The sequence below is a fragment of the Limimaricola pyoseonensis genome, from assembly GCF_900102015.1.
Lineage (GTDB): Bacteria > Pseudomonadota > Alphaproteobacteria > Rhodobacterales > Rhodobacteraceae > Limimaricola > Limimaricola pyoseonensis.
The window spans coordinates 1-24,313 of the sequence record NZ_FNAT01000004.1; the positions used below are offsets into that span (position 1 = coordinate 1).

Here is a 24,313-nt window from a genome sequence, read left to right on the forward strand (position 1 = left end):
GGGCGTTGGGGAAGTAGAGGCTCTCGTCCACGCGCAGCGCCAGCACGTGCGGCTGGGTCTCGACCGCGTGGCGAAGCACGTTGCGGAAATGCTCGACCGAGGATCTCGATGCCGTGGTCGCGGCGAGCCCGATCGATCTGGGCGAGATCGTCCCGTTTAGCCGCGGCGGCCGCAGCTGGCGCCTGACGGTGCCGCGCGATGGCAGCCTGCCCATGGGCGGCCTGATCCCCGCCTTCATCGAGTGGTCGCCCGGCGCCCATCCGAGCGAAAACATGGCCGATCTCGGCCTGACGCTGAAGGAGATCGGACTGCAGCATCCCGAGCCGGAGAAGCTGCAGGAGATCCTCGCCCGCCTGGGCGTCGATCACCTGGCACGGGTGACGGCCGGCCCCGAGGGCCTTTCGTTCGCATTCGAGCGCGCGGACGGCTCGGTCGTCGAACTCGCGTAAGCTCGAAGACTTGCTGAGCGCGGTTCTCGCCGCGCCCGCCTGATCGACCGACCGGATCTACCCGGTCGGCTTCTCGCGAAAGACATCGGCCGGGGCCCGATGGCCCCGGGCCCTTTCGGCGGCGGCCTTGCAGGACCGTTGCCCGCGAAGCCGGTCGCTGGCGGCCCGATCGCGTCCGTCACGCCTGCGCAGGCGGCCGGCACCCCGTGGCCGAACCTCGACCTGCTCGACGTGCCGGTTCTGGGCTTCACCCCAAGCACCGAGCGCGATGCGGCGCCGGGTATTCGCGACATCCGGTGAACTGAGCGCCGCGACCAAGGCAGCGCAGCCACACCCATCTCGCCGCCCTCCTCTGTTGCCGAAAAGGCAACGGAGGAGCCGATTTTCTCTACTTTATTGGATCGGGCGCTGGCCCGATAGTGGCTCGGACGGAAGGATCCGGGGGAGCCAATGGCCTATGTGATCACCGAGCCCTGCATCGACGTGAAGGACGGGGCCTGCACGCTCGCCTGCCCGGCGGACTGCATCTACGAGGGCGGGCGGATGTTCTACATCCACCCGGGCGAATGCATCAATTGCGGGCTCTGCCTGTCGATCTGCCCGGTCGACGCGATCCACTACGATCAGGAACTGCCCGAGGCGGCGCGCCGCTTCGAGACGATCAACCGCGACTTCTTCGGCCCCGAGGTCTCGGGGCTCGGCGACCCGGGCGGCTGGGACAGGTCCGTCTCCGTGCCGGTCGACCACCCGGAGGTCGCCGCCGTCGCGAAACCCGAACAGCAACCTGCCTGAGGCCCCATGTCCCCCACACCGATCCGCGGCGTGCTTGCCGCCATTGCCACGCCCTTCGACGCCGGGGACCGACCCGACACCGCCCTGTTCTTGCGCCATGCGCGCTGGCTGCTCGAGAACGGCTGCGACGGGCTGAATGTGCTCGGCACCACCGGCGAGGCGAACTCGATCGGCGCCGACGCGCGCATGACGCTGATGACCGCGGCCGCCGCCGGGTTCGACCCGGCGCGGATGATGGTCGGCACCGGCTGCCCGGATCTCGAGACCACGGTGGCTCTGACCCGCCATGCCGCCGAATGCGGCTATGCCGGCGCGCTGGTGCTGCCGCCCTACTACTACAAGGGGGTGAGCGATGACGGGCTCTTCGCCTTCTTCGCCGCACTGGTCGCCCGCACGGCCGACCGGCCGGTGCCGATCTACCTCTACAACTTTCCGCAGATGACGGGGCTGCGCTTGGCGCCGGCTATTGCGGCGCGGCTGAAGGCCGCCTTCCCGGACCGCATCGCCGGCGCCAAGGACAGCTCGGGCGATCTCGACTACGCCGCCGCGCTGGCCGCGATCCCCGGCTTCGACGTCTTCCCGAGCGACGAATCCGCGCTGGCGCAAGCGCCCGTGCGCGGCTTCGCGGGATGCATCTCGGCCACGGTGAACCTCACGGCGCCGCTGGCCGGCCGGCTCCGGGCCGATCCGGGCGACGCGGGCCTTGCCGAGGAGCTGGGCCGCCGCCGGGCGGCGATCTCGCGCACGCCGCTCATCCCCAGCGTCAAGGCGCTGGTGGCGCGGCTGCACGACGCGCCGGGCTACGCGACGGTTCTGCCGCCGCTGGCCCCGCTCACCCCCGAGCAGGAGGCGGCGCTGCCGCCCGCCGCGGTGCTCGCCGCCGAGCCCGCCTGAAACCACTCATACCGATACGAACAGGACTGATCATGGACATGCGCAACATCACCGATCCGCACCGCAACCTCATCGACGGCGAATGGGTCGAGGGCGCCTCGGTGAACGAGAACCGCAACCCGGCCAACACCGACGAGGTGGTGGGCCGCTATGCCCGCGCCTCGCGCGACGACGCCCGCCGCGCCATCGCCGCCGCCCGCGCCGCCTTTCCCGAGTGGAGCCGCTCGGGCCCGCAGCAGCGCCACGACCTGCTGAAGGCCGTCTCCGACCGGATCGCCGCGCGCGCGGACGAGCTTGGCCGGCTGCTGGCGCGCGAGGAGGGCAAGACGCTGGCCGAGGCCAGGGGCGAGGTGATGCGCGCGAGCCAGGTCTTCGGCTTCTTCGCCGGCGAGACGCTGCGCCAGACCGGCGACCTGGTGGACAGCGTGCGCCCCGGCGTTGAGGTCACGGTGCAGCGCGAGGCGCTGGGGGTGATCGGGTTGATCACGCCGTGGAACTTCCCGATCGCCATTCCCGCCTGGAAGATCGCCCCGGCGCTGGCTTACGGCAACTGCGTGGTGCTCAAGCCCGCCGACCTGACGCCGGGCTGCGCTTGGGCGATCGCCGAGATCCTCGCCGAGGCGGGCGTGCCCAAGGGCGTGTTCAACCTCGTCATGGGTCGCGGCTCGGAGGTGGGCGCCGAGATCCTCGAGAACCCGGAGATCGACGCGGTGAGCTTCACCGGCTCGGTCGAGACCGGCCGCATGGTCGCGGAGACATGCGTGGCCCGGATGAAGAAGGTGCAGCTCGAGATGGGCGGCAAGAACCCCCTCGTGGTGCTCGACGACGCCGATCTCGACACGGCGGTCGACTGCGCGCTGAACGGCGCCTTCTTCTCGACCGGCCAGCGCTGCACGGCCTCGTCGCGGCTGATCGTGACCGAGGGCATCCATGACCGCTTCGTCACTGCGCTGACCGAAAAGCTCGAAGCGCTGAAGGTCGGCGATCCGCTCGACCCGGCGACCCAGATCGGCCCGGTGGTTGACGAGGGCCAGCTCGAGCAGAACCGGCGCTACGTGAAGATCGGCCGGGAGGAGGGCGCGACGCTGGTCTGCGGCGGCGAGTTGATCGAAGGCGCGACGCCCGGTCATTTCATGACGCCGGCGCTGTTCACGAACACCACCAACGAGATGCGCATCAATCGCGAGGAGATCTTCGGGCCCGTCGCCACGGTGATCAAGGTCGCCGATTACGATGAGGCGCTGCGCGTGGCCAACGACACCGGCTTCGGTCTCTCGGCCGGGATCTGCACCACGAGCCTCGGGCGCGCCTCGCATTTCCGCCGCCATGCCGAGGCCGGCATGGTGATGGTCAACCTGCCGACGGCCGGCGTCGACTACCACACCCCCTTCGGCGGGCGGAAAGGTTCGAGCTACGGCCCGCGCGAGCAGGGGCAGTACGCGCGCGAGTTCTACACCACGGTCAAGACGGCCTACATCAAGGCCTGAGGCGTCCCCCCGGGCCGCCCTCCCACCGGCGGCCCCCTTCGGCGCGCGTCCGCTTCGATGCGGCGCGCGCCTTTTTGCCCGGCCCGGCGGCGCCTCACCCGCTGCCGGGCCGGGTTCGGGGCAGGGCGGCGGCGGCTACGTCGTGGTGCGGTAATGCGCCCGCGTCAGCGCGGCGAGGCGGCGCGCCACCGGGCGCAGCGCCTCGAGCCGCGGCAGGTCGGCGCGGGCCTGCGCCAGCAGCTCGGCCCGCGCGGCGTCGAAATCCAGCCCCGTCAGCACGCCGTCGCGCAGCACCGCGCGCCCCTCGACCACGAGGTCGCGCACATGCGCCGCGCCGGCGCGGGCGAGGATGCGGCCGGCGGGGTCCTCATCGGGCCAGAGCGCATCGGCGGTGAGCGCGGCCCAGTCGAGCGTCACCACGTCGCGGCCGCGCGGCATTGCGCCGATATCGGCGTTGACGCCGCAGGCGGCCTCGAAGGTCTCGGCGGCGGTGAGCGCGGGGTCGAGGCCGCGCCCGGATTGCAGCAAATGGAACAGCCGCATCTCGGCCCAGATGTCCTGCGCGTCGTCGAAGCCGGTGCCGTCGAGCCCGATCCCGGTGGCCATGCGCGCCCGGACAGCGCCAGGCAGGATGCCCGAGCGCAGCCGCAGGTTGGCCGAGGGGTTGGAGGCGAGCCGCACGCCGCGCTCGGCCAGCAGATCCGCCTCGGCGGCGGTGAGCTGCACGCCATGCGCCACGGTCAGGCGCGGCGAGAGAAAGCCGATCGCGTCGAGATGCGCGACCACGCCCTGCGGGAAGCGGCGGTCGAGCCAGTCGGGCTGGCGGGGGCTCTCCAGGAGATGCATGTGGATGCGCCGCCCCGTGCGTTCGGAGGCTGCGGCCACGGCGGCGAGCATCGCGTCTGAGCACCATTGCGGGCCGATCGGGCCGAACTGCACGTCGACCCCCGGCCCCTGGTGGCGGCGCATGACTTCCTCGACCGCGGCGATCTGCTCGGGCACCGGGGCGTAGGACGGCAGCAGTCTGTCGAGCCAGTCCGCGTCCCCGGCCGGCAGGCTGGCGCGGTAGGCGGCGGCGCCGCCATAGACCAGCGGCGCGGCGTCGAGCAGCGGGCAGCTCAGCGCCAGCCGCAGGCCGACCTCGCGCGCCGCGCGCACCACGGCGCCGGCCTCATCGACCAGCGCCGCGGCGTTGAGCGAGTTGTGGCAATGCACGGTCCCGGCGCAGCCGGCGCGGGCAAGGCGGGCGAAGGCGACCAGCGCCTCGAGATGGGGGTCGGTGCGCGGCCTGAGCCGCAGCCCGGCGATCCACGGCTCGAGCGCGTCGTCGGGCGCGCCGAAATCCAGCGTGCGCAACCCGTAGCCGTGGTCGTGGCCGTTGACCGGGGCGGACAGGGCGATCCTGCCGGTGCCGCCCTGGCCCGGACGGGCGCGCGGGCCGGGGTCGAAATCGATCCGGCAGGGGCCCTCGGGCGCGCCATGGCCGGGGTGCGGCCACCACAGGTCGGCCGCGAGCGCGGTCACGCCTGCTCCAGCCCCGACAGCTTGCGCATCCAGGGCGCGCCGCGCAGCGTCTCGAAGCTGTCGGAAAGCTGTTCGAGCAGCGCCTCGGCGGCCTGCGTCAGCTTGCGCCGGCGCGGCACGAGGAAGCCCATCTCCAGCCCGCCGAGCCGGGTGCCCTCGAGCGGCACGGCGACGATCGAGCCTTCGTCGAGCTCGTGCACCATGCCGAGCGGCGTGTAGAAGGCGACGCCGTCGCCGGCGAGGATCATCGGCTTGAGCATCATCAGGTTGTTCGAGGCCGCGAGCACGCGGCCGGTGCGGTTCAGCACCGACAGCTCCATCTCGATCAGCGAGCGGATCGGCGCGGTGTCGAGCTGCAAAAGCAGGTTGTAGGCGGCGCAGTCCGCCAGCGTGACCGAGCTACGGTCGGCCAGCGGGTGGTGGCTGGCCACCATCGCCATCAGCGGCATCGGCACCGGCGAGACGAAGGCGGTGTCCTCGGGCCGGGCGAGGCTGAAGGTGATGCCGAGATCGGCCTCGCCCTCGGCCACCATCGTGGCGATGCTGCCATGCGCGCCGCTGCGGACCCGGAAGTCGACCTTCGGGTGGGCCTTGTGGAAGCGGCTGATCTGCTCGGGCAGGAAGCTTACCAGAAGGCTGTCGAGCGAGGCGATCGAGACGGTGCCGGTCTTCTCGCCGCGCATCTCGCCCAGCTCGCCCTTCAGAAGCTCGAAATCGTTGAGCGTGCGCTCGGCATGCGACAGCACCGTCTTGCCGGCCTGCGTCAGCCGCAGCCCGCCCGGCAGCCGCTCGAAGAGCGGCGTGCCGAGCTCGTCCTCGACCTTCTGGATCTGGCGCGAGATGGCCGAGGAGGCGACATGCAGCTGCTCGGAGGCGGCGCGGATCGAGCCCGCGCGCGCGACCACCGTGAAATAGCGCAGGAAGGCTGCGTGCATGTCGTCTCTCCGGTCAGGCGCCCTGCCAGACCGGCGCGCGCTTTTCGAGGAAGGCGCGAACGCCCTCGTCAGCATCGGCGCTTTTGAGCGCCTTCACAACCGCGGGCAGCTTCATCGCCTGCGCCTCGGACGGGCTCAGGTGGCCGGTGCGGTTGACGACCTGCTTGATCGCGCGCAGCGACAGCGGCGCCGAGGCGGCGATGTCCTTGATCCAGCGCCCGGTCACGACGTCGAGCTCGTCCGCCGCCGCCACCTCGTTGACGAGGCCGAAGCGCGCCATTGTGGCCGCGTCGATGCGCCGCCCGCCCAGCATCACCCCCATGGCGAGGTTGTGCGGGATCTTGCGCTGCAGCATCACCATGCCGCCATCGAGCGGCATCCGCCCGACGCGCGCCTCCGGCAGGCCGAACTTCGCGGTCTCGGAGGCGATCACGATGTCGGCGCCCAGCACCATCTCGAAGCCGCCGCCGAGCGCGTAGCCGTTGACCCGCGCGATCAGCGGCACGTCGAGCGAGCGGCGGAAGGAAATGCCGCCGAAGCCGTTGGGGCGCGGCGCCGCCCAATACTCCAACCCCGAGAGCGAGGAGTCCTTCATGTCGGCGCCGACCGAGAAGGCCTTGTCGCCGGCCCCGGTGAGGACCGCGACGGAAATGTCGTCGCGCTCCTCGATGTCGCACCAGACCCGCTCCAGCGCGGCCTCGGTCTTCTGGTCGACCGCGTTCATCACCTCGGGCCGGTCGATGGTGACCCGGGCGATGCGGTCGCGCACCTCGTAATGGACGGTCATGCCACCTGCGCCTTCTTCGGGGCGAGCGATGCCAAGATCTCGCCGTTGTGCTCGCCAAGCCGCGGCGGGCCCTGCCGGACGCTGAGCGGCGCCGCCGACATGTCGATCGGGCTGCCGACGAGTCGGATCGGGCCGGCCGGGGTCTCGCCCGCCTCGATCACCATGTTGTTGACGATGGTCTGCTCGTCCTCGAGCGCCTCGGCCAGCGTGCGCACCGGCGCGCAGAGGATGTCGACCTCCTCGAGCCGCGCGAGCCAATGCTCGCGGCTGTTCTTGGCGAATTCGCGCTTGAAGATCGCCTGCAGCTCGGCGCGATGCGCGGCCTGCGCGTCGAAGTCGCAGAAGCGCTCCTCCTTCGAGATATCCTCGATCCCCAGCGCATTGCAGATGTCGCGCAACGGGTTCTCCTTGAAGGCGCCGACCATGACGAAGGGCTCGGTCGTGGTCTCGAACACGCCGGTGAGCGGGAAGGCGCCCCAGTTCAGGTCGCGGCCGCGCATCATGTGGGCGGCGGCCTCCTGCATCTGCATCGCCAGCATCGAGGAGTAGAGGCTGACCGCCACCTGCTGCCCCTCGCCGGTCTTCTGGCGCTGCAGCAGCGCCAGCAGCACGCCTTGGACGAGGTGCATCCCGGCGGTGTAGTCGCACAGCGCGGTCGAGAAGATCGCGCGCGGCAGTTCGGGGTCCGAGCGGCGCTCCATCACGCCGCTCATCGCCTGGGCGAGGATGTCCTGCCCGCCCTTGTGCCTGTTGGGGCCTTCGAGCCCGAAGCCGGTGCCCACGGCGTAGATGATGCCGGGGTTGCGGGCCTTGAGGTCCGCGTAGCCCATGCCCATCCGTTCCATCACGCCGGGGCGGAAGTTGTTGACCACGACATCGGCGTCGTCGATCAGCTCGAGCACCTGGGCGCGGGCCTCCTCGGATTTGAGGTTCAGCGCGAGGCTCTTCTTGTTGCGGTTCAGCGAACAGAAGATCGGGTTGTTGAGCCCGTCCGGGTCGGCGCCCAGAGACCAGCGCGACAGATCGCCGATCTTCTCCTTTTCCACCTTGATCACCTCGGCGCCGTAATCGGCCAGCACCTGGGTGCAGGAGGGTCCGAGCATCACCTGGGTGAAATCGATCACCCGGATGCCGTCGAGGGGCAGGGGGTTGGTCATTCGGCAGCCTCCAGCTTGAGGGCGTTGTCGGAGGGCACGTCGCCCGGGTCGGCGCCCTGCGCGCGCATCTGGCGCTGGATCGCGGCGACGTCGGCCTCGCGCACGGTGACGCCGGCATTGAGCGCGACGGTCGCGGCGACGCCCACCGCCTCGCCCTGGGCCATGCAGGGCGGGATCTCGCGGCTCTTCTTCTGCGCCTGCGGGGTGCAGGAGTAGTGCCGGCCCGCGACCAGCAGGTTGTCGACGTCCTTCGGCAGCAGCGCGCCGTAGGGCGTGTAGTAGTCGCGGCCGCGGCAGACCGTGTCGGCGAAGTGCCGGCGCTTCATCACGTCGTCCTTGGTGACCACGTATTCGCCCTCGAGCAGGCGGGTGGTGCGCACCCCGGTCTGCGGCGCGAAATCGACCACATGCGCCTTTTCGAAGCCGGGCAGGTTCTCGCGGGCGAAGGTCATCAGCTCCTCCATCCGCCGGCGTCCCTCGAACTCGGCGCCGGTCAGGCCCTCGACCGAGAGGCCGCTGTATTGCGGCATGTGCGGGCAGTTGAGCCAGACCACGCCGGGCAGCGGCGTCTTCAGCCACCAGTAGTTCCAGCAGCCGCCGATGATCCGCTTGGCCTCGTGGTCGAGGCGCTGGAACTCCTCGGGGTTGGAGTACTGCCAGGCCTCGGCGCGGTCGGTGTCGACATTGCCCCAGCGCGACACGGTGGTCAGGATGAAGCTCGCCTCCTGGAAGCGCGCGCCGGCCGAGGCGGCGACGTCGAGATCGCCGGTGGCGTCGATCACCACGTCGCCCATGATCGCCTGACGGCCTTCCTTGGTCTCGCAGATCACGCCCTTGACCCGGCCGTCCTCGACGATGGTCGAGGAGAACCAGCTGTGCAGCCTGAGCTTGACCTTGGCGTCCTGCATCAGGTCGTAGGAGACCTTCTTGTAGCCGTCGGGATCGAAGGCGGCGGCGAAGCAGACCGGGTGCGGCATCGACTGGGTGTGGAAGTCGAACATCCCCCAGCGCGAGTACTTCTTCCAGTTCTCCTGGGTTTCGCGGCGGCCGGGCATCCGGTCCTCCTCGGGGGGCGTGTGGCACAAGCCGATCGAACGCATCCGCTCGATCATCTCCATGCAGATGCCCTTCACCGTGATCTCGGTGTCGTTGTGCATGTCGTCGAGCAGCAGCACCATGCCGCCGGCGGCCAGCCCGCCCAGGTAGGGGTAGCGCTCGAGCAGGGTCACGCTGGCGCCGTTGCGCGCCGCCGAGACCGCGGCCGAGATCCCGGCGGGGCCGCCGCCGACCACCACCACGTCGGAACGGTCGACGATCGGGGTGTCGCGCAGACTCTCCCTGATGGTTTTGTTCAACATGTTGATTCTCCTAGTTTTCTTTTGCGCCGGTGGCGGTCAGTGCACGTCGCCGCTCTTCCAGCGGACAAGCTTGGATTCCGCGAAGCTGACGAGGGCGAACATCACCACGGCGAGCAGGGCGGCGGTGAAGACGGTCGCGTAGAGCAGCGGCGAGCGGAAGTTGAAGGTGGCCTCGATGATCAGCGCGCCGAGCCCGTAATTCGAGCCGATCCACTCGGCCACGATGGCGCCGATCACGCAGGTGGTGGAGGCGATCTTGAGCGCGGCGAAGAGGAAGGGCAGCGAGCTTTGCAGGCGCACCTTCCAGAAGATCTCGGACTTCGAGGCCGAGAGCACCCGCATCAGGTCGAGCGTCGCGGGCGAGACCGCCTTGAGACCGCGCACCATGTTCACCAGCGTCGGGAAGAAGCAGATCAGGCCCGCGATGATGATCTTGGGGGCGAAGCCGTTGCCGAAGATCAGCACCAGGATCGGCGCCACGGCGATGATCGGGATGGTGTTGACGAAGACCGCGATCGGGAAGAAGGCGCGCTCGGCGGTGGAGCTGTGCACGAACCAGACCGCCAGCGCGATCGCCACGAGGTTGCCCGCGACGAAGCCGAGCGCGGCCTCGAGGAAGGTGGGCCAGAAGTTCAGCCACAGCACGCCGGCGTTGTCGCCGAAGGCGCGCAGCACGGCCAGCGGGCTCGGCGCCATGTATTCGGGCACCTCGAAGCCCCAGACCACGAGCTGCCACAGCCCCAGCAGCCCCGCCACCGCGGCCAGCGCCGGGCCGCGCGCGATCGCCATGTCGATCAGCCGGCTCATCCGCGGCGGGGCCACCGGCATCGGGATTTGCGTCGCCTCGGCCATGTCAGCATTCCTCCAGGAGCTTGCGCAGATGCGCGGTGATCTGGACGAACTCCAGCGTGTCGCGATCCGCGAGCCGCCGTTCGGGCGGCAGGTCGATCTTCATGAATTCCTTCACCCGGCCCGGATGGGCGGCGAGCATGAGCACGTATTCTCCGAGGAACGCCGCCTCGGGAATCGAGTGGGTGACGAAGAGGATCGTGGTGCCGGTCTCGCGCCAGATCCGCAGCATCTCCTCGTTGAGCTTGTCGCGGGTGATCTCGTCGAGCGCGCCGAAGGGCTCGTCCATCAGCAGGATCTTCGGCTTGGTCACCAGCGCGCGGGCGATGGCGACGCGCTGGCGCATGCCGCCCGACAGCTCGCCCGGCAGCGCGTTCTCGCGGCCCTTGAGGCCCACCAGCTCCAGCAGCGCCCGCGGGTCGGCATGCACCTCGCCGCCGCCACCCACCTCGAGCGGCAGGGCGACGTTCTCGAGCGCGGTGCGCCAGGGCAGCAGCGTCGCGTCCTGGAACACGTAGGAGAAGCTGCGGTCGCGCCGCGCCTCGGCCGGCGGCTTGCCCTGCACGTCGATCGCGCCGCGCGCCGCCGGCACGAGGTCGGCGACCGCGCGCATCAGCGTGGACTTGCCGCAGCCCGAGGGGCCGAGAATGGTGACGAAGGCGCCCTGCGGGATCTCGACCGAGACGTCCTTGAGCGCGGTGACCAGCCCCGGCGCCTGGCCGAAGGTGACGTCGAGGTTCTCGACCCGGATCGCCCCGTCCTTGCCCCGTGCCGCCGCGGGCGGGACGGGGTTGCCGGTCGCGTCGTGGCGTTCGGCGAGGGCCATCACGAGACCTCCCTGCGCGCGTCGGCGGTCATCTCGAGGATCTTCAGCGTCATGACGTCGTCGACCGTGGGGGTGTTGCCGTCGAACTGGCCGAGATCGGCGTAGCTGGCGATCTGCCGCTCCCACTTGGTGCGGTCCATCGTGCCCCAGCCGCTTTCGGCGGTGGCGTCGGTGAAGACGAAGTCGAGCACCTGCCGCACCGCCCGCAGCTCGGCCTCGCGGTCGAGGTTCGGATAGGCCGCGACCAGCATCTCGACCGCCGCCTCGGGGTCGGCGCGCACGTCGGCCCAGCCGCGCGCCGTGGCGCGGGTGAAGCCGGCCAGCGTCTCGGCCTCGGTCTCGATGGTCTCGTCGGTGGCGTAGTAGACCGTGGCGTAGAGCTGGATGCCGGTGTCCCACAGCATCAGGTCGACCCGGTCCTCGCCCAGCACGTCGAGCGCGGCGGTGTTGGTCAGCCAGCCGGTGACGGCGGCGGCCTGGCCGGTCAGCAGCTGGTTCATGTCCGAGCCCATGTTGACGATCTCGACCTGGTCCTCGGGAATGTCGTTGGCCACGAGCAACGCCTTGAGAAGGATGTGCGCGGTGGGCTGGGTGGCGATGGTCTTGCCGACCATGTCCTGCGGCGCGCGGATCGGGTCCCCGGCCAGCGAGAAGTAGGTGAAGGGATGCTTCTGGTAGCCGGCGGCGAAGGCCTTGACCGGGATGCCGGCGGAGCGGGCCAGCATGACCGAGGGGCTCGACGAGATCTGGCCCACCGCGGCGCGCCCGGCCGCGACCGAGCCCACGCCGTCGACGTTCGGGCCGCCGGGCGTGATCTTCAGCTCGACGCCCTCCGCCTCGTAATAGCCCTTGTTCTGGGCGACCACCTCGCCCAGCAGGCCGTTCGAGGCCAGCCAGCCGAGCTGCATCTCGACCGTCTTGAGACCGCCCGCGGCGGCGGGCCCGACCCCGACGAATGCGGGCAAGCCCGCGAAGAGGGCGGCGGTGCCCGTCATCTGCAGCAGCTGGCGCCGGCCAAGATTGGTATTCGGCATGTCATCTCTCCCTGTTCCGGACCTCCGGATCCCTCCCGACCCTGTCCGTCACGAGCGATGATGCGAACCGCAGGCGTTCCAATAAAGAAGAAAATTTGCGCTGTGCCGCTCTAATTTCGGCAACATGTCCTTTGGATAGTCAGATGACCGAGGATGCCGGGACACCCCGGTTCGGCGGCGGCGGGATTACGCTGCTACAGGCCCCGTTCGGGTCGTGTGAGCAGCCTCTGATGGGGCTGTCCCGTCCCCGGAGATCGATCTGTCGCCCGCAGGAGGACAAGGCGGTGAGCGGGCAGCGCGAACGCTACGGCGTCAGCACGAACTCGATCCGCTAGGTACTACAATATCGTCCGTACGTATGGCGCCTTGGCTGACGCCCCGCGAGTATCGCCAACGGGCTGAAAACGACCAAACCCTGAACAGAGCTAACCTTTGAACGAGGACTGTCAGGAAAGCAGGTCACTGATAGTGCGTGATTTTCGAAATGGAATTGCAGTTAGAAGTGGCGCATGCCGTTACATACTTTAGATACGTGTAATCTACGTTATGTCGTAGAAAGCGGCTTGCACCTGCAGCAAGATCGGTACGCCGAAGCCGACATCCCGGAACAGCCTGAGGTCAGCGTTGTCGGCTTTGATTGGAGTTGCCCCGATCCTGTCGGCCGGCTGGGAGGCCGAGGGTGTCTCGGTCGCCGCGATCATGTGCGGACGCAGTGACCGATCGTTGATCTATACGTCACAGCCGCCTCACGTGCTAAGCCGGAATGCACGCTGCCCAAGCCGGCTCAGCGGCCAGGTCCGTAACCGGCAAACGCGGCGATGACCTCCTGCATCTGGGCCTCGCTCAGCAGTTTCGGCTGTCCGTCCTGCCGGCTGAGCAGGTAGATCCGGGCGATGTTCTCGAGCTCCTCCATCCGCCACAGCGCGCGTTCGATGCTTTCGCCCAGCACCGTCGCGCCATGGCTTTCCATCAGGCAGCCATGGCGGGTCTCGAGAGTGCGGCGCATGTGCTCGGCCAGCGCCTCGCTGCCGAACAGCGCATAGGGCGCGATCGGCAGGTCCGATCCGCCGAAGGCCGCGACCATGTAGTGGCAGGCGGGGATCGGCCGTCCCTGCATGGCGACGGCGGTGGCATGGGCGGGATGGGCATGGACCACCACGCGCATGTCCCGCCGCGACCGCAGCAGCGCCTGGTGGAAGCGCCACTCGCTCGAGGGCCGGACCGGGCCGCCGCTATCCGCCCCGCCGGACAGCGGCATCGTCACGAGCATCTCGGGCATCAGGGCGTCGTAGGGGATGCCCGAGGGCGTGATCAGCATCCCGTCCGTCAGGCGCACCGAGATGTTGCCGGAGGTGCCCTGGTTGATGCCGCGCGCGTTCATCCAGCGGCAGGCGTCGATGATCGACTGGCGCAGTTCCGGCCCGTCCTCGAACCCGGTCATCGGGCACCTCCAAGCAAGTGTTCTGCCATGTCCGAGCTCGTCGCCAGATGCGTGGCGTAGCCACCGAGAATGGCGGCCCGGCTCGCCTCGAGCCGGTCGGCATCGGCGGCGACCAGCAGCCGCAGCGGCTTGTCCCGCATCTGCTCGAGCGTCACGCCGATCATCCGGTCCTCGATCTCGGAGCGCATCGGCCGGCCCGCCGCGTCGATCAGCCGGCCGCAGATCACGCCGGCCGCGCCGGCGGCGCGGAACTCGGCCAGCCTGTCGCGGTCGAGCAGGCCGGTGCGCGCCATGTGGCTGTCGGGGCCGCAGGTGCCGGCCGCGAACACCACCTTGTTGCAGTCCGCCACGGCGCGCAGCTGCTCGGCCACCACCGGCTCGCGCTTGAGCCGGGTGCAGAGATCCTCGTCCGACAGAAGCAGCGGCACGTGCAGGTTGACGCAGCGCGCATCGAAGCGCGCGGCCAGCGTCGCCGAGCAGGTCTCGGCCGCGAAGCCGAGCGCCGCGGGGCGCGAGCCGAGAAGCTGCACCACCGTCAGCTCGCGGATCGGCTGGTGCGGCGCCGCCCCGGCCAGCCGGTAGATCGTCTCGCCCCAGGCCACGCCGAGCCGGTCGCCCGGCTCGAGCAGCTGCGGCAGCCAGTCCGAGGCCGCGCGGATCACCCGATCGGAGCTGCGCGCGACCTCGGCCGCATCGGAGGGCACCACCAGCGCCCCGGCCAGGCCGAACCGCTCGCGGATCCGCTCGGCCAGCGCGCTGGCGCGGAAGATCTCGGTGTCGAGCGAGATCCGGACATAGTTGCGCCGGCGCGCCTCGGCGAGGTAGTTCACCACGCTGGCGCGGCTGACCCCCATCCGCGCGGCGATGTCGCTCTGGTTCAGCCCGTCATGGTAGTAGCACCAGGCCGCCTCGATGATCGCGTCGATCTGGCGGTCCTCGCCGTCGAGGCGGCGGCGCGGGGCCGAAGGCGTCGTCATCGGCTCACTCCGCCGCCGCGACCATGTCGGGAAACAGGCCGGCCAGCCCCTCCGGCGTGGCAGCGCAGACCCCGCGCTCGGTGATCAGGCCGGTCACCAGCCGGCTCGGCGTCACGTCGAAGGCCGGGTTGCCGACCGCGCTGCCCTCGGGCGCCACCCGCAGCGTGCCGATGCGCCCCGCCTCGTCCACGCCCTGCACATGGCTGACCTCGAACCCGCCCCGCTCCTCGATCGGGATCTCGCTCACCCCGTCGGCCACGGTCCAGTCGATCGTCGGCGAGGGCAGCGCGACGTAGAAGGGCACGCCGTTGTCCCGCGCCGCCAGCGCCTTGAGATAGGTGCCGATCTTGTTGCAGACATCGCCGTTGCGGGTGGTGCGGTCGGTGCCGACGATGACGAGGTCGACCTGGCCGTGCTGCATCAGGTGGCCGCCGGCATTGTCGGTGACGTAGCTGTGCGGCACGCCGTGGCTGCCCAGCTCCCATGCGGTGAGCGCGCCCTGGTTGCGCGGCCGCGTCTCGTCGACCCAGACATGCAGCGCCAGGCCTGCGTCATGCGCCTGGTAGATCGGGCTGGTGGCGGTGCCGTAATCGACGGTGGCGAGCCAGCCCGCGTTGCAATGCGTGAGCAGCCGCACCGGCTCGCCCTCGGGCTTGCGCGCGGCGATGTCGCGGATCAGCTGCAGCCCGTGGCGGCCGATCGCGCGGTTGATCTCGACATCCTCGTCGGCCACGGCATGCGCCAGTTCCAGCGCCGCCCCTGCCCGCGCCTCGGGCGCGAGACCGCGCAGCGCCCCGCGGCAGCGGTCGAGCGCCCAACGCAGGTTGATCGCCGTGGGCCGGGTTTCGTGCAGGTAGCTCCAGCAGCGGTCGAGGCTCGCATCCGAGGGGTCCTGCGCCATGGCCAGCGCCACGCCATAGGCGGCGGTGGCGCCGATCAGCGGCGCGCCCCTGACCCGCATCTCGACGATGGCGGTGGCGTAGTCCTCGAGGCTGTCGAGCTGCTGCACCCGGAAGTCGTGCGGCAGCCAGCGCTGGTCGATGATCTGCAGCGCCCCCTTCCCGGCATCCCACCACAGCGATCGGTAAGCTTGTCCATCGACCTTCATGTCACGCAGGCTCCATTGTAACGGCGCGCCATGGCGCAGAGCGCCACGGCGTCGGGAATGGTCTCGGCCCCGAGGATCAGCTCGCGCCCCATCATCAGGTTGCGCGCCTCGAGCGGCGCGCGCAACGCCGGGTCGGCGATGCTCTCGAAATCGGCGTTGTGCGCCAGCGACAGCACCCGGCGATGCATCTCGATGCCGCAGACCGTGAGCGCGTCCTGCCAGACCTCGCGCAGCAGCGCCGCGCGGGCGGGGGCCGAGCCGTGGCCCTGCGCCTCGAACAGGCAGCGCGGGTAGAGCATGCCGGTCCGCTCGGTGTCCCACAGCCGGGCGAACTCCGTCTCGAAGGCGGCGAAGGTCCCTTCGATCACCTCCAGCAGCCACTCCTGGTAGCTGTCGAGATCGGCGCCGCGATGCCCCGGCTGGCTGAAATAGGACATCAGGTAGTTGGCGGTCAGCATGCCGATGTCGAAGCCCATCGGCCCGTATTGCGCGAATTCGGGGTCGATCACCCGCACCGCGTCGGCGGTGGCCATGATCGAGCCGGAATGCAGGTCGCCATGCAGCAGCGTCTCGGTGTTCGAGGCAAAGCGCATCAGCATCCGCTGCACGCGGGCCTTGAGCGCCACATGCTCCCGCAGCCGCGCCACCACCGCATCGAGGCCGGGCGTGTGGTGGTTCTTCTCGGCGGCGTAATAGGGGTCGGTGAAGACCAGATCCTCGGTGATCGCCGGGATCTCGACATTGCCGGCAAACAGCGCCACGTCGGCCTTCTTCTCGGCGCTGGCCATGCTCAGCTCGGAGCCGCGGAAGGCGGTGCGCGCGCAGAAGGCGCCGATCCGCGCCGCCAGCCCCTCGACCCGCTCTCCGGCGATCAGCTTGTGGCGCAGGATCCGGTGCGGCGACAGGTACTCCATCACGATCAGCGCCTGCGCCTCGTCGAAATGGAAGATCTCGGGCACCGCGCCGGGGTCGCGCCGGGCCTGCCGGTCGAGCGCGTGGAACTCGTAGAAGGCGCGGTAGAGCGGCAGCGGCCAGCTGTCGCCCACCAGCCGCACATAGGGCAGCGCCTGCTTCACCACCACCTGCCCGGCCGGGCCCTCGATGATGAAGACGAGGTTGAGGTTGCCGTCCCCGACCTCGCGCACCTGCCACGTCTCGGGCGCGCCGCCCACCCGCTCGGCGAGCCCCGGCACGTCGCGCAGCCGCGCGCCCAGCGTCGCCGGTTCCAGCGCCTCGTAGCTGGCCTGTGATGCCATGTCGCTCTCCTCGTCCTCCTCCGACGGCGTCCAGCTATTCACCCGCATCGCCAATAGTCAATACGTTTGACTTTTGAATCGGAAGCGTCGAACCTGAGCCGGCGGCGGGGGAGGCGAAGGCCGCGGCGACGGGGGGAGAATGGGCGAGACTGTCTGCGAAATAAGGGACCTGCGAAAATCCTTCGGGCAGAATCACGTTCTGCTGGGGATCGATCTCGAGCTGCGCTCGGGCGAGGTCACGGTGCTGATGGGCGCCAACGGCGCCGGCAAGTCGACGCTGGTCAAGGTGCTGTGCGGCCACCACCGGATGGATGGCGGCCACATGACGCTGGCCGGCGCGCCCTACGCGCCGCATGACGCGGCCGAGGCGATCGCGCGCGGCGTCGTGACCGTGCACCAGTCGATCGACGATGGCGTGATCCCCGATCTCGACGTGGCCACCAACCTGATGCTCGACCGGCTGACCGAGCCCGGCGCCGGGCTGTTCGTGCGAGACGCGAAACTGCGCGCCCGCGCCGCCGAGGTCGCCCGCGGCATGGGTCTCACGGTCGACGTGCGCCGCCGCGTCGCCGATCTCGACATCGCCGACCGGCAGATGATCGCGATCGCGCGCGCCATGGCCCGCGCGCCCAAGGTGCTGGTGCTCGACGAGCCGACCTCGTCGCTCTCGGCCGCCGAGGCCGAGCGGCTGTTTTCGCTGATCGACCGGTTGCGGGCGCAGGGCGTGGCGATCCTCTACATCTCGCACCGCATGTCCGACATCCGGCGGCTGGCCGACAAGATCGTCTGCATGCGCGACGGCGCGATCTCGGGCGTCTTCGCGCAGGCGCCGCTCGACTACGAGGCGGCGGTGGCGGCGATGCTCGGCCACAAGATGACCGAGGTCGACATCACCCCGCGCCGCGGCAACGCGCCGGTGCTCGAATGCGCGGGGCTGCAGCTGCAACCCGGCCGCCCGCCGATCGACCTGACCCTGCGCGAGTGCGAGGTCGTGGCCGTGACCGGGCTTCTGGGCAGCGGTAAGACCCGCCTGGCCGAGATCATCTACGGGCTGCGCCGCCCCGCCGGCGGCACGATGCGGCTCGACGGCGCGCCCTACGCGCCGCGTGACGCGCGCGCCGCCGTCGCGGCGGGCGTGTTCCTGTCGCCCAAGGATCGCGGCGCCAACGCGGTGATCCCGGATTTCGACATCGCCGACAACATGACCCTGCCCTTCCTCGGCGCGTTCAGCCGGCTGTCGCTGCTCAGCCGCGCCCGGCAGCGCGACACGGTCGGCGAGATGGTCGACCGCATCGGCGTGGTCTGCCGCTCGCCGCGCGACGGCATCCTGACGCTGTCGGGCGGCAACCAGCAGAAGGTGATGATCGGCCGCTGGCTGATCGAGCCCTGCCGGGTGCTGCTGCTCGACGAGCCGTTCCAGGGCGTCGACATCGGCGCCCGGCGCGACATCGGCCGCCACATCCGCGACACCGCCGCCGGCCGCGCCACCATCGTCCTCGTCGCCGAGATCGACGAGGCGATCGAGATCGCCGACCGCATCATCGTGCTCAACGAGGGCGCGCTGGCCGGCGAGCATGTCAACGAGAACATCGATCTCGGCCGCCTGGTCGCCCAGGTATCCGGGCCGGCGCCGATGCTCGCGACGGAGACCACGGCATGAGCAGCGACCGCATCCTCAACTTCGCCATCCGCTTCGGCTTCCTGATCCTGCTGGCCGGGCTGGTGCTGTATTTCAGCGTCTTCGCCAACGGCTTCGCCTCGCCGCGCTCGGCCGTCTTCATCCTGCAATCGGTGGCGATCACCGGCATCCTCGCGCTCGGCGTCACCTGCACGCTGGTGGTGGACGGCTTCGATCTCTCGATCGGCTCGGTCGCCACCTCGGCGCTGATGCTTTCGGCCTACGCGATGGTGGTGCTGGAGCTGTCTGCCGGCATGGCGATCCTCATGTGCCTGCTGATGGGCGCCGGGGTCGGGCTGGTCAACGGGCTCCTGATAGTGAAGTTCAAGGTGCCGGACCTGCTGGCGACGCTGGGCATGATGTTCCTGCTGATCGGCCTGCAGCGCATCCCGACCCAGGGCAACTCCATCGCCACCGGCATGGCGCTGCCCGACGGCAGCACCGCCGAAGGCAGCTTCTCGCCGGCCTTCCTGTGGTTCGGCCGCGAGCGGCTCGACCTGGTGCTCGAGAACCTGCTGCCGGTGCCGGTGGTGGTCTTCCTCGTGATCGCCGTGGCGATCTGGGTCTTCCTCGACTTCACCCGCCACGGCCGGCTGATGTACGCGATCGGCTCGAACCAGAAGGCCGCGGCCCTGGTCGGCGCGCCGGTCAGCCGCAACAAGATCGCCGCCTACATGATCTCGGGCGTGATGGCCTCGATCGGCGGCATCCTTCTGGCGGCGCGGCTCGGGCGCGGCGACATCGCATCGGGAACCAACCTGCTGCTCGACAGCGTCGCCGCGGCGCTGATCGGCTTCGCGGTGCTCGGCGCGGCGCGGCCCAACGCCTTCGGCACCGCCATCGGCGCGCTCTTCGTCGGCATCCTGCTGCAGGGCCTGACCATGATGAACGCGCCCTACTACACTCAGGATTTCGTCAAGGGCGCCGTGCTTGTGATCGCGCTCGTCTTCACCTTCTACCTGTCCTCGCGCCGCGGCGCGGGGGCGGGCTAACCGTTTCGCGTGAAAGGGAGGAACCACGCATGATGAGACGAACCCTGTTGCGGTTGAGCGGCGCCGCGCTGGCGGTGCTGCCGGCGCTGCCCGCCGCCGCCGAGATGCCCGCGCCCTTCGACGCGCCGGGCGAGGTGAAGATCGCCCTGGTGCGCTACCTGTCCACCGGCGACTTCTTCCAGTCCTACCTCGCCGGCGTCGAGGCGCAGTCCGAGGCGCTCGGCCTCGACCTGCGGGTGCTCGACAGCCGCCAGGACGCGGCGCTGCAGGCCGACATGGTCGACCAGGCCATCGCGCTCGGCGTCGACGGCATCATCATCCAGCACGGCCTGACCGAGTCGATGAAGGAGGCCGCGCAGCGCGCGGTCGAGGCCGGCATCGAGGTCGTGGCCTTCGACGTCGATGTCGAGAACGACGCGATCCCGCAGATCGAGCAGTCGGACTACCTGCTGGGCAAGCTGGCGCTCGACCAGGCGATGGCCGATCACGGCGACGCCTTCACCGCCGGCTACGTCTACGTCCCCGGCATCGCGCCGCTCGACCGCCGCGACGTCGCCTGGAAGGAGGTGAAGGAGGCCAATCCCGGCATCACCGAGGCCGCGCAGTTCGGCACGCTCGACAACCCGATCGCCAACTCGGTCGCCAACCAGGCGCGCTCGGTGCTGCAGGCCAACCCGACCATCGAGGTGATGTTCGCCCCCTATGACGAGTTTGCCAAGGGCGTGAAGATCGCCGTGGACGAGGCCGGGCTGTCGCAGGACATCGACATCTACTCGGCCGACATCTCCACCGCCGACATCGCCGCGATGCGCGAGCCCGACAGCGCCTGGGTCGCCACCGTCGCCACCAACCCCGCCGTGGTCGGCGAGGTCTCGGTGCGAACGCTGGCGATGATGCTGGCCGGCGAGGAGGTCGAGGCTTCGGTGGTGGTGCCGCCGACGCTGATCACCCAGAGCCTGCTCAACGAGGAGGACATCAAGAACATCGAGGAGCTGGGCGCCAAGATGCCGCAGTTCCGGCATGCCGATGTCTCGATGACCGACTGGATGCCGCTGCCGCCGCGCTGAACTTCAACCGGACCGGCCCCCTGGGGCCGGTCCCCGACGAGGATTGCCCCCATGCTGACCGGCATCGACCCGCGCATGACGCCCGAGCTGCTGCACTGCCTCGCCCGGATGGGCCATGGCGACGAGATCGCGGTGGTCGACGCGAACTACCCGGCCGCGCGCAGCGCCGCGGGCTGCGTGCTCGACACGCCGCTACCGCTCGCGGGGCTCGACGCCGCCGCCGCGGTCGCGATGATCTGTGCGCTGATGCCGCTCGACGCTTATTTCGACCACGCCGCGCTGCGCATGCAGGTCGACGGCGCGCCCGACGACCTGCCACCGGTGCATCTGGACGCGGCCCGCGCGCTGGCGCCGCACCTGCCCGGCGGCCGCCCGATGGGAAGCATCGAGCGCCAGGCCTACTACGCCCGGGCCGAGCGCGGCTTCGCCGTGGTCACGACATCCGAGACCCGCCCCTTCGGCTGTTTCATCCTGAGAAAGGGCGTGGTCGCCGGCCCCTGACCGGCTTCGCGTCCCACCGCCACGCATTGCGCGCGGGCCGCCCGCGCGCACCCAATGGAGATGTGCAATGCGCAACGAAAAGACGACCGAGCAGGTGGCTCTCGGCATCCGCCGCCGGGTGTTCGAACACGCGATCCGCAACAATGGCGGCTATCTCAGCCAGGCCTGCTCGGCCGCCGAGCAGCTGGCCTGGCTCTACAACGAGGAGCTGCGCCTCGGCGCGCCGACCCTGCCGCGCGTGCCCAAGCCCTTCGGCGGCGTGCCCTCCGCCGCCAATCCCGGCTACCACACCGGCGCCGGCTACAACGGCCCGGCGGCGCCCGATCTCGACCGGCTGTTCATCGCCCCTGCCCATTACGCGCTGGTGGCCTATGCCACGCTGATCGAGGTCGACCGCATGGCGCCCGAGGGGCTCGAGATGTTCAACCAGGACGGCTCCTCGGTCGAGATGATCGGCGCCGAGCATTCGCCGGGCATGGAGGTGCACAACGGCACGCTCGGCATCGGCCTGTCGACCGGTGCCGGCCTCGCCTGGGGGCGGCAGAGGCGCGGCGAGACCGGCCGCACCTGGGTCTTCATGTCCGACGGCGAGGTGCAGGAGGGCCAGACCTGGGAAGCGGTGCAGGCCGCCGCGCATCACGGCATCGACAGCCTGCACGCGATCATGGACGTCAACGACCAGCAATGCGACGGCGCGATGGACAGCGTGATGACCGTGGGCGACATCCGCGCCAAGTTCGAGACCTTCGGCGCGGCCTGCGTCGAGGTCGACGGCCACGACCTCGGGGCGATCCGGCAAGCCGCGCGCGAGCCGCATGAGGGCCGGCCGCTGATCATCCTCGCCCGGACCTCGCCCTTCAGGACGATGCCGATCCTCGAGGAGCGCTTCCCGCGGCTGCATTACGTGCGCTTCAAGTCCGAGGCCGAGCGCGCCCGCTTCAATACCTCCATCGCCGCCGATCTCGGCGTCGATCCCATCGATTACGCGCACTGAGGAGCCCGCGACATGGTCGAAATGGTGTCCCGCCCCTACGCCACGGCGTTCGAGAACTTCGCCGCCGGCAACCCCGATATCCTGTGCCTCTCGGCCGACCTGACCTCGTCCTGCGAGATCGACGGCTTCCGCGACCGCCACCCGGACCAGTTCCTGTCGCTGGGCATGGCCGAGCAGAACATGATGAGCTTCGCCGGCGGCCTCGGCCTCGCGGGGTTCCGCCCGTTCATCCACACCTTCGGCGTCTTCATGTATCGCCGCCCCTACGACCAGCTGATGGCCTCGATCGCCTATCCGCGCCGCAAGGTGCGGCTGATGGGCTTCCTGCCCGGCGTCACCACCCCGGGCGGCATGACCCACCAGTCGATCGAAGACATCTCGGTGATGCGCTCGATCCCCAACATGTCGATCCTCGAGACCGGCGACGCCACCGAGGTGGAAAGCATCTGCGAGGCCGCCGACAGCATCGACGGCCCTGTCTGGTGCCGCGTGCTGCGCGGCTCGGTGCCGCGGCTGTTCGACACGCCGATCAAGGTGGGCGAGATGCGGGTCCTGTCGGAAGGCTCGGACGTGCTCGTCGTCACCTCAGGCATCACCACCGAGGAGGCGATGCGCGCCCGCTCGGCGCTGCAGGGCGCGGGCCTGTCGATCCGCCACCTGCATCTGCACACCATCAAGCCCTTCGACCACAAGGCGCTGCTCGACCACATCGGCTCGGTGCGCCACGGCGTGGTGACGCTCGAGAACCACGTGACCGAGGGCGGCATCGGCTCGCTCGTGGCCGAGACCATGGCCGATGCCGGCGTCGGCAAGCGGCTGGTTCGGCTGGGGCTCAGGGACACCTACGCCCATGGCGGCTCGCGCGCCTATCTCATGCGCTATTACGGGCTCGACGCGCTGGCGCTGGTGCGCGGCATCGAGGACCTGACCGGCGAGAGCTACGGCCTGACCGAGGACGATCTCGACGCCGCTCGGGTCGACGAGGTGCACTCGCTGGTCAAGGCCGAGGCGCTGTGATGGAGCGCTTCACGGTCGACTACCGCATCATCGCCCCGAGCGCCGACGAGGCCGGCGCCCGCGCCGCCGCGATCGCGCTCGAGGACACGGTCGAGATCCCGCGCGACGTCGTGCCGGCGGGCTATGTCGAGGATGTCATCCTCGGCCGGGTCGAGACGGTCGCGCCGGAGGCCGAGACCGCAGGCTGCTGGCGGGCGCGGATCAGCTACCATGTCGACGCGGTCGGGCGCGAATTCGCGCAGCTCCTGAACGTCGTGCTCGGCAACGCCTCGATCCTCAGGGGCGTCCGGGCGATGGCGATCACCCCCGACCCGGCGCTGCGCGAGCGGTTCCCCGGCGCGGGCTTCGGCGCCGAAGGCCTGCGCCGCCTGACCGGCCGGGCGCAGGGCGGCCATGTCTGCCCGGTGATCAAGCCGCAGGGCTCGTCGGTCGAGACGCTGGCGCGGCTGTGCTACCTGACCGCGCGCGCCGGCGCCGACATCGTCAAGGAGGATCACGGCCTCGCCAACCAGGACGCGGCCCCCTTCCGCGAGCGGGTCAGCCGCTGCGCCGAGGCGGTCGCCCGCGCCAATGCCGAGCGCGCCGCGGCGGGCGAGACCGGGCGGGCGCTCTACTTCGCCAACATCGCAGGTCACGGCGACCAGCTGCGGGATCTGGCGCTGCACGCCAAGGCCGCCGGCGCGCACGGGCTTCTGCTGATCCCCGGCCTCTACGGCTTCTCGGCGCTGCACGCGCTGTCGCGCGATCCCGAGATCGGCCTGCCGATCATGGCCCATCCGAGCCATCTGGGGCCCTATGTGCTCTCGCCCGACACCGGCTATGCCCACGGGCTGCTCTTCGGTACGCTGATGCGGCTGGCCGGGGCCGACATCACGGTCTTTCCCAACCATGGCGGGCGGTTCGGCTTCTCGGTGGCCGAATGCGAGGAGATCGTCGCCGCCTGCCGTGCTGCGGACGGCCCCGGCCGCGCGATCCTGCCCAGCCCCGGCGGCGGCATGAGCCTCGATCGGCTGGGCGAGATGCGCCGGCATTACGGCGACGACTGCGTCTACCTGCTCGGCGGCAGTCTGCTGCGCTATGGCGAGCGGATCGGCGAGGCGATCCGCGAGATGCGCGACGCGCTCGATGCCCGGCCGGAGACGGTGTCGGGCTGATCCGCGCGCCGATGCGGTCGCCCCGGTTCCGCGCGG

25 protein-coding genes are annotated in these 24,313 nt (G+C 70.2%); 12 read left to right on the forward strand and 13 right to left on the reverse strand.

The annotated features are described in order from the left end of the window. Positions 1-214 (reverse strand): hypothetical protein (locus BLT43_RS19505; protein ID WP_131802639.1); only part of this gene is annotated, 214 nt, incomplete at its 3' end. Between BLT43_RS19505 and BLT43_RS19125 the strand changes: the two genes are divergently transcribed. The 5 genes from BLT43_RS19125 (at position 114) to BLT43_RS09820 (ending at position 3,622) form a co-directional block, all read left to right on the forward strand. After that, complete coding sequence (locus BLT43_RS19125; RefSeq protein WP_242652267.1) at positions 114-449, forward strand: VOC family protein; 336 nt, start codon at positions 114-116, stop codon at positions 447-449. The two genes, BLT43_RS19505 and BLT43_RS19125, sit on opposite strands and share 101 nt — an antisense overlap. 138 nt (positions 450-587) lie before the next feature. Further along, entirely contained in the window at positions 588-749 is a 162-nt protein-coding gene (locus BLT43_RS19130) for a hypothetical protein (protein ID WP_165612584.1), read from the forward strand. Positions 750-899: 150 nt separating this feature from the next. Continuing rightward, the gene (gene fdxA / locus BLT43_RS09810; RefSeq protein ID WP_090112381.1) at positions 900-1,241 is read left to right on the forward strand and encodes a ferredoxin; all 342 of its coding nucleotides are present in this window, start codon (positions 900-902) and stop codon (positions 1,239-1,241) included. Between the two features lie 6 nt (positions 1,242-1,247). Then, positions 1,248-2,135, forward strand: a complete 888-nt coding sequence (locus BLT43_RS09815) for a dihydrodipicolinate synthase family protein (RefSeq protein ID WP_090112382.1) — start codon at positions 1,248-1,250, stop codon at positions 2,133-2,135. Positions 2,136-2,167: 32 nt separating this feature from the next. Next, the gene (locus BLT43_RS09820; RefSeq protein WP_090112383.1) at positions 2,168-3,622 is read left to right on the forward strand and encodes an aldehyde dehydrogenase family protein; all 1,455 of its coding nucleotides are present in this window, start codon (positions 2,168-2,170) and stop codon (positions 3,620-3,622) included. A gap of 135 nt (positions 3,623-3,757) precedes the next feature. Here the strand turns inward: BLT43_RS09820 and BLT43_RS09825 are convergent, their stop codons facing one another. The 12 genes from BLT43_RS09825 to mtnK all read right to left on the reverse strand — a co-directional run bounded on the left by BLT43_RS09825 (position 3,758) and on the right by mtnK (position 16,874). Then, positions 3,758-5,146, reverse strand: a complete 1,389-nt coding sequence (locus tag BLT43_RS09825) for an amidohydrolase family protein (RefSeq protein WP_207497490.1) — start codon at positions 5,144-5,146, stop codon at positions 3,758-3,760. Then, entirely contained in the window at positions 5,143-6,081 is a 939-nt protein-coding gene (locus BLT43_RS09830) for a LysR family transcriptional regulator (RefSeq protein WP_090112384.1), read from the reverse strand. The genes BLT43_RS09825 and BLT43_RS09830 overlap by 4 nt, the downstream gene beginning before the upstream one ends. 13 nt (positions 6,082-6,094) lie before the next feature. Further along, complete coding sequence (locus BLT43_RS09835; RefSeq protein WP_090112385.1) at positions 6,095-6,868, reverse strand: enoyl-CoA hydratase-related protein; 774 nt, start codon at positions 6,866-6,868, stop codon at positions 6,095-6,097. Next, the gene (locus tag BLT43_RS09840) at positions 6,865-8,025 is read right to left on the reverse strand and encodes a CaiB/BaiF CoA transferase family protein (protein WP_090112386.1); all 1,161 of its coding nucleotides are present in this window, start codon (positions 8,023-8,025) and stop codon (positions 6,865-6,867) included. The genes BLT43_RS09835 and BLT43_RS09840 overlap by 4 nt, the downstream gene beginning before the upstream one ends. Continuing rightward, positions 8,022-9,383 (reverse strand): FAD-dependent oxidoreductase, encoded by a 1,362-nt coding sequence (locus BLT43_RS09845; protein ID WP_090112387.1) that lies wholly within the window; start codon positions 9,381-9,383, stop codon positions 8,022-8,024. Before BLT43_RS09845 ends, BLT43_RS09840 begins: the two co-directional genes overlap by 4 nt. A gap of 36 nt (positions 9,384-9,419) precedes the next feature. Next, positions 9,420-10,235 (reverse strand): ABC transporter permease, encoded by an 816-nt coding sequence (locus BLT43_RS09850; protein WP_090112389.1) that lies wholly within the window; start codon positions 10,233-10,235, stop codon positions 9,420-9,422. Between the two features lies 1 nt (position 10,236). Continuing rightward, entirely contained in the window at positions 10,237-11,058 is an 822-nt protein-coding gene (locus BLT43_RS09855) for an ABC transporter ATP-binding protein (RefSeq protein WP_090112391.1), read from the reverse strand. Continuing rightward, positions 11,058-12,092: an ABC transporter substrate-binding protein gene (locus BLT43_RS09860; protein ID WP_090112393.1), complete on the reverse strand. Its 1,035-nt coding sequence runs from the start codon at positions 12,090-12,092 to the stop codon at positions 11,058-11,060. The genes BLT43_RS09855 and BLT43_RS09860 overlap by 1 nt, the downstream gene beginning before the upstream one ends. A 784-nt stretch (positions 12,093-12,876) precedes the next feature. Then, positions 12,877-13,533, reverse strand: a complete 657-nt coding sequence (locus BLT43_RS09870) for a class II aldolase/adducin family protein (protein ID WP_090112397.1) — start codon at positions 13,531-13,533, stop codon at positions 12,877-12,879. Next, positions 13,530-14,510 carry a sugar-binding transcriptional regulator gene (locus BLT43_RS09875; RefSeq protein WP_090112399.1) on the reverse strand — a complete coding sequence of 327 codons (981 nt, stop codon included), beginning with the start codon at positions 14,508-14,510 and terminating at the stop codon, positions 13,530-13,532. Before BLT43_RS09875 ends, BLT43_RS09870 begins: the two co-directional genes overlap by 4 nt. A 4-nt stretch (positions 14,511-14,514) precedes the next feature. Then, complete coding sequence (mtnA, locus tag BLT43_RS09880) at positions 14,515-15,618, reverse strand: S-methyl-5-thioribose-1-phosphate isomerase (RefSeq protein WP_090112401.1); 1,104 nt, start codon at positions 15,616-15,618, stop codon at positions 14,515-14,517. Beyond that, the gene (gene mtnK / locus BLT43_RS09885) at positions 15,615-16,874 is read right to left on the reverse strand and encodes an S-methyl-5-thioribose kinase (RefSeq protein WP_090112402.1); all 1,260 of its coding nucleotides are present in this window, start codon (positions 16,872-16,874) and stop codon (positions 15,615-15,617) included. The genes mtnA and mtnK overlap by 4 nt, the downstream gene beginning before the upstream one ends. Before the next feature lie 139 nt (positions 16,875-17,013). On the opposite strand from mtnK, the gene BLT43_RS09890 reads away from it, so the two are divergent. From BLT43_RS09890 to BLT43_RS09920, 7 genes are all read left to right on the forward strand, one after another. Then, positions 17,014-18,534, forward strand: coding sequence for a sugar ABC transporter ATP-binding protein (locus BLT43_RS09890; protein ID WP_090112404.1), 1,521 nt, complete (start codon positions 17,014-17,016; stop codon positions 18,532-18,534). Beyond that, positions 18,531-19,544 (forward strand): ABC transporter permease, encoded by a 1,014-nt coding sequence (locus BLT43_RS09895; protein ID WP_090112407.1) that lies wholly within the window; start codon positions 18,531-18,533, stop codon positions 19,542-19,544. Before BLT43_RS09890 ends, BLT43_RS09895 begins: the two co-directional genes overlap by 4 nt. 29 nt (positions 19,545-19,573) lie before the next feature. Further along, positions 19,574-20,611: a substrate-binding domain-containing protein gene (locus BLT43_RS09900; protein WP_090112410.1), complete on the forward strand. Its 1,038-nt coding sequence runs from the start codon at positions 19,574-19,576 to the stop codon at positions 20,609-20,611. Between the two features lie 51 nt (positions 20,612-20,662). Next, positions 20,663-21,112 carry an RbsD/FucU family protein gene (locus tag BLT43_RS09905; protein ID WP_090112412.1) on the forward strand — a complete coding sequence of 150 codons (450 nt, stop codon included), beginning with the start codon at positions 20,663-20,665 and terminating at the stop codon, positions 21,110-21,112. Between the two features lie 67 nt (positions 21,113-21,179). Then, on the forward strand, positions 21,180-22,106 hold the full coding sequence (locus tag BLT43_RS09910) for a transketolase (RefSeq protein WP_090112414.1): 927 nt from the start codon (positions 21,180-21,182) through the stop codon (positions 22,104-22,106). A gap of 12 nt (positions 22,107-22,118) precedes the next feature. Then, a complete protein-coding gene (locus BLT43_RS09915; RefSeq protein ID WP_090112416.1) occupies positions 22,119-23,123 on the forward strand; it encodes a transketolase family protein in 1,005 nt (334 codons plus the stop codon). Next, the gene (locus BLT43_RS09920; RefSeq protein WP_090112418.1) at positions 23,123-24,277 is read left to right on the forward strand and encodes a RuBisCO large subunit C-terminal-like domain-containing protein; all 1,155 of its coding nucleotides are present in this window, start codon (positions 23,123-23,125) and stop codon (positions 24,275-24,277) included. The genes BLT43_RS09915 and BLT43_RS09920 overlap by 1 nt, the downstream gene beginning before the upstream one ends. The last annotated feature ends 36 nt before the right edge of the window (positions 24,278-24,313 follow it).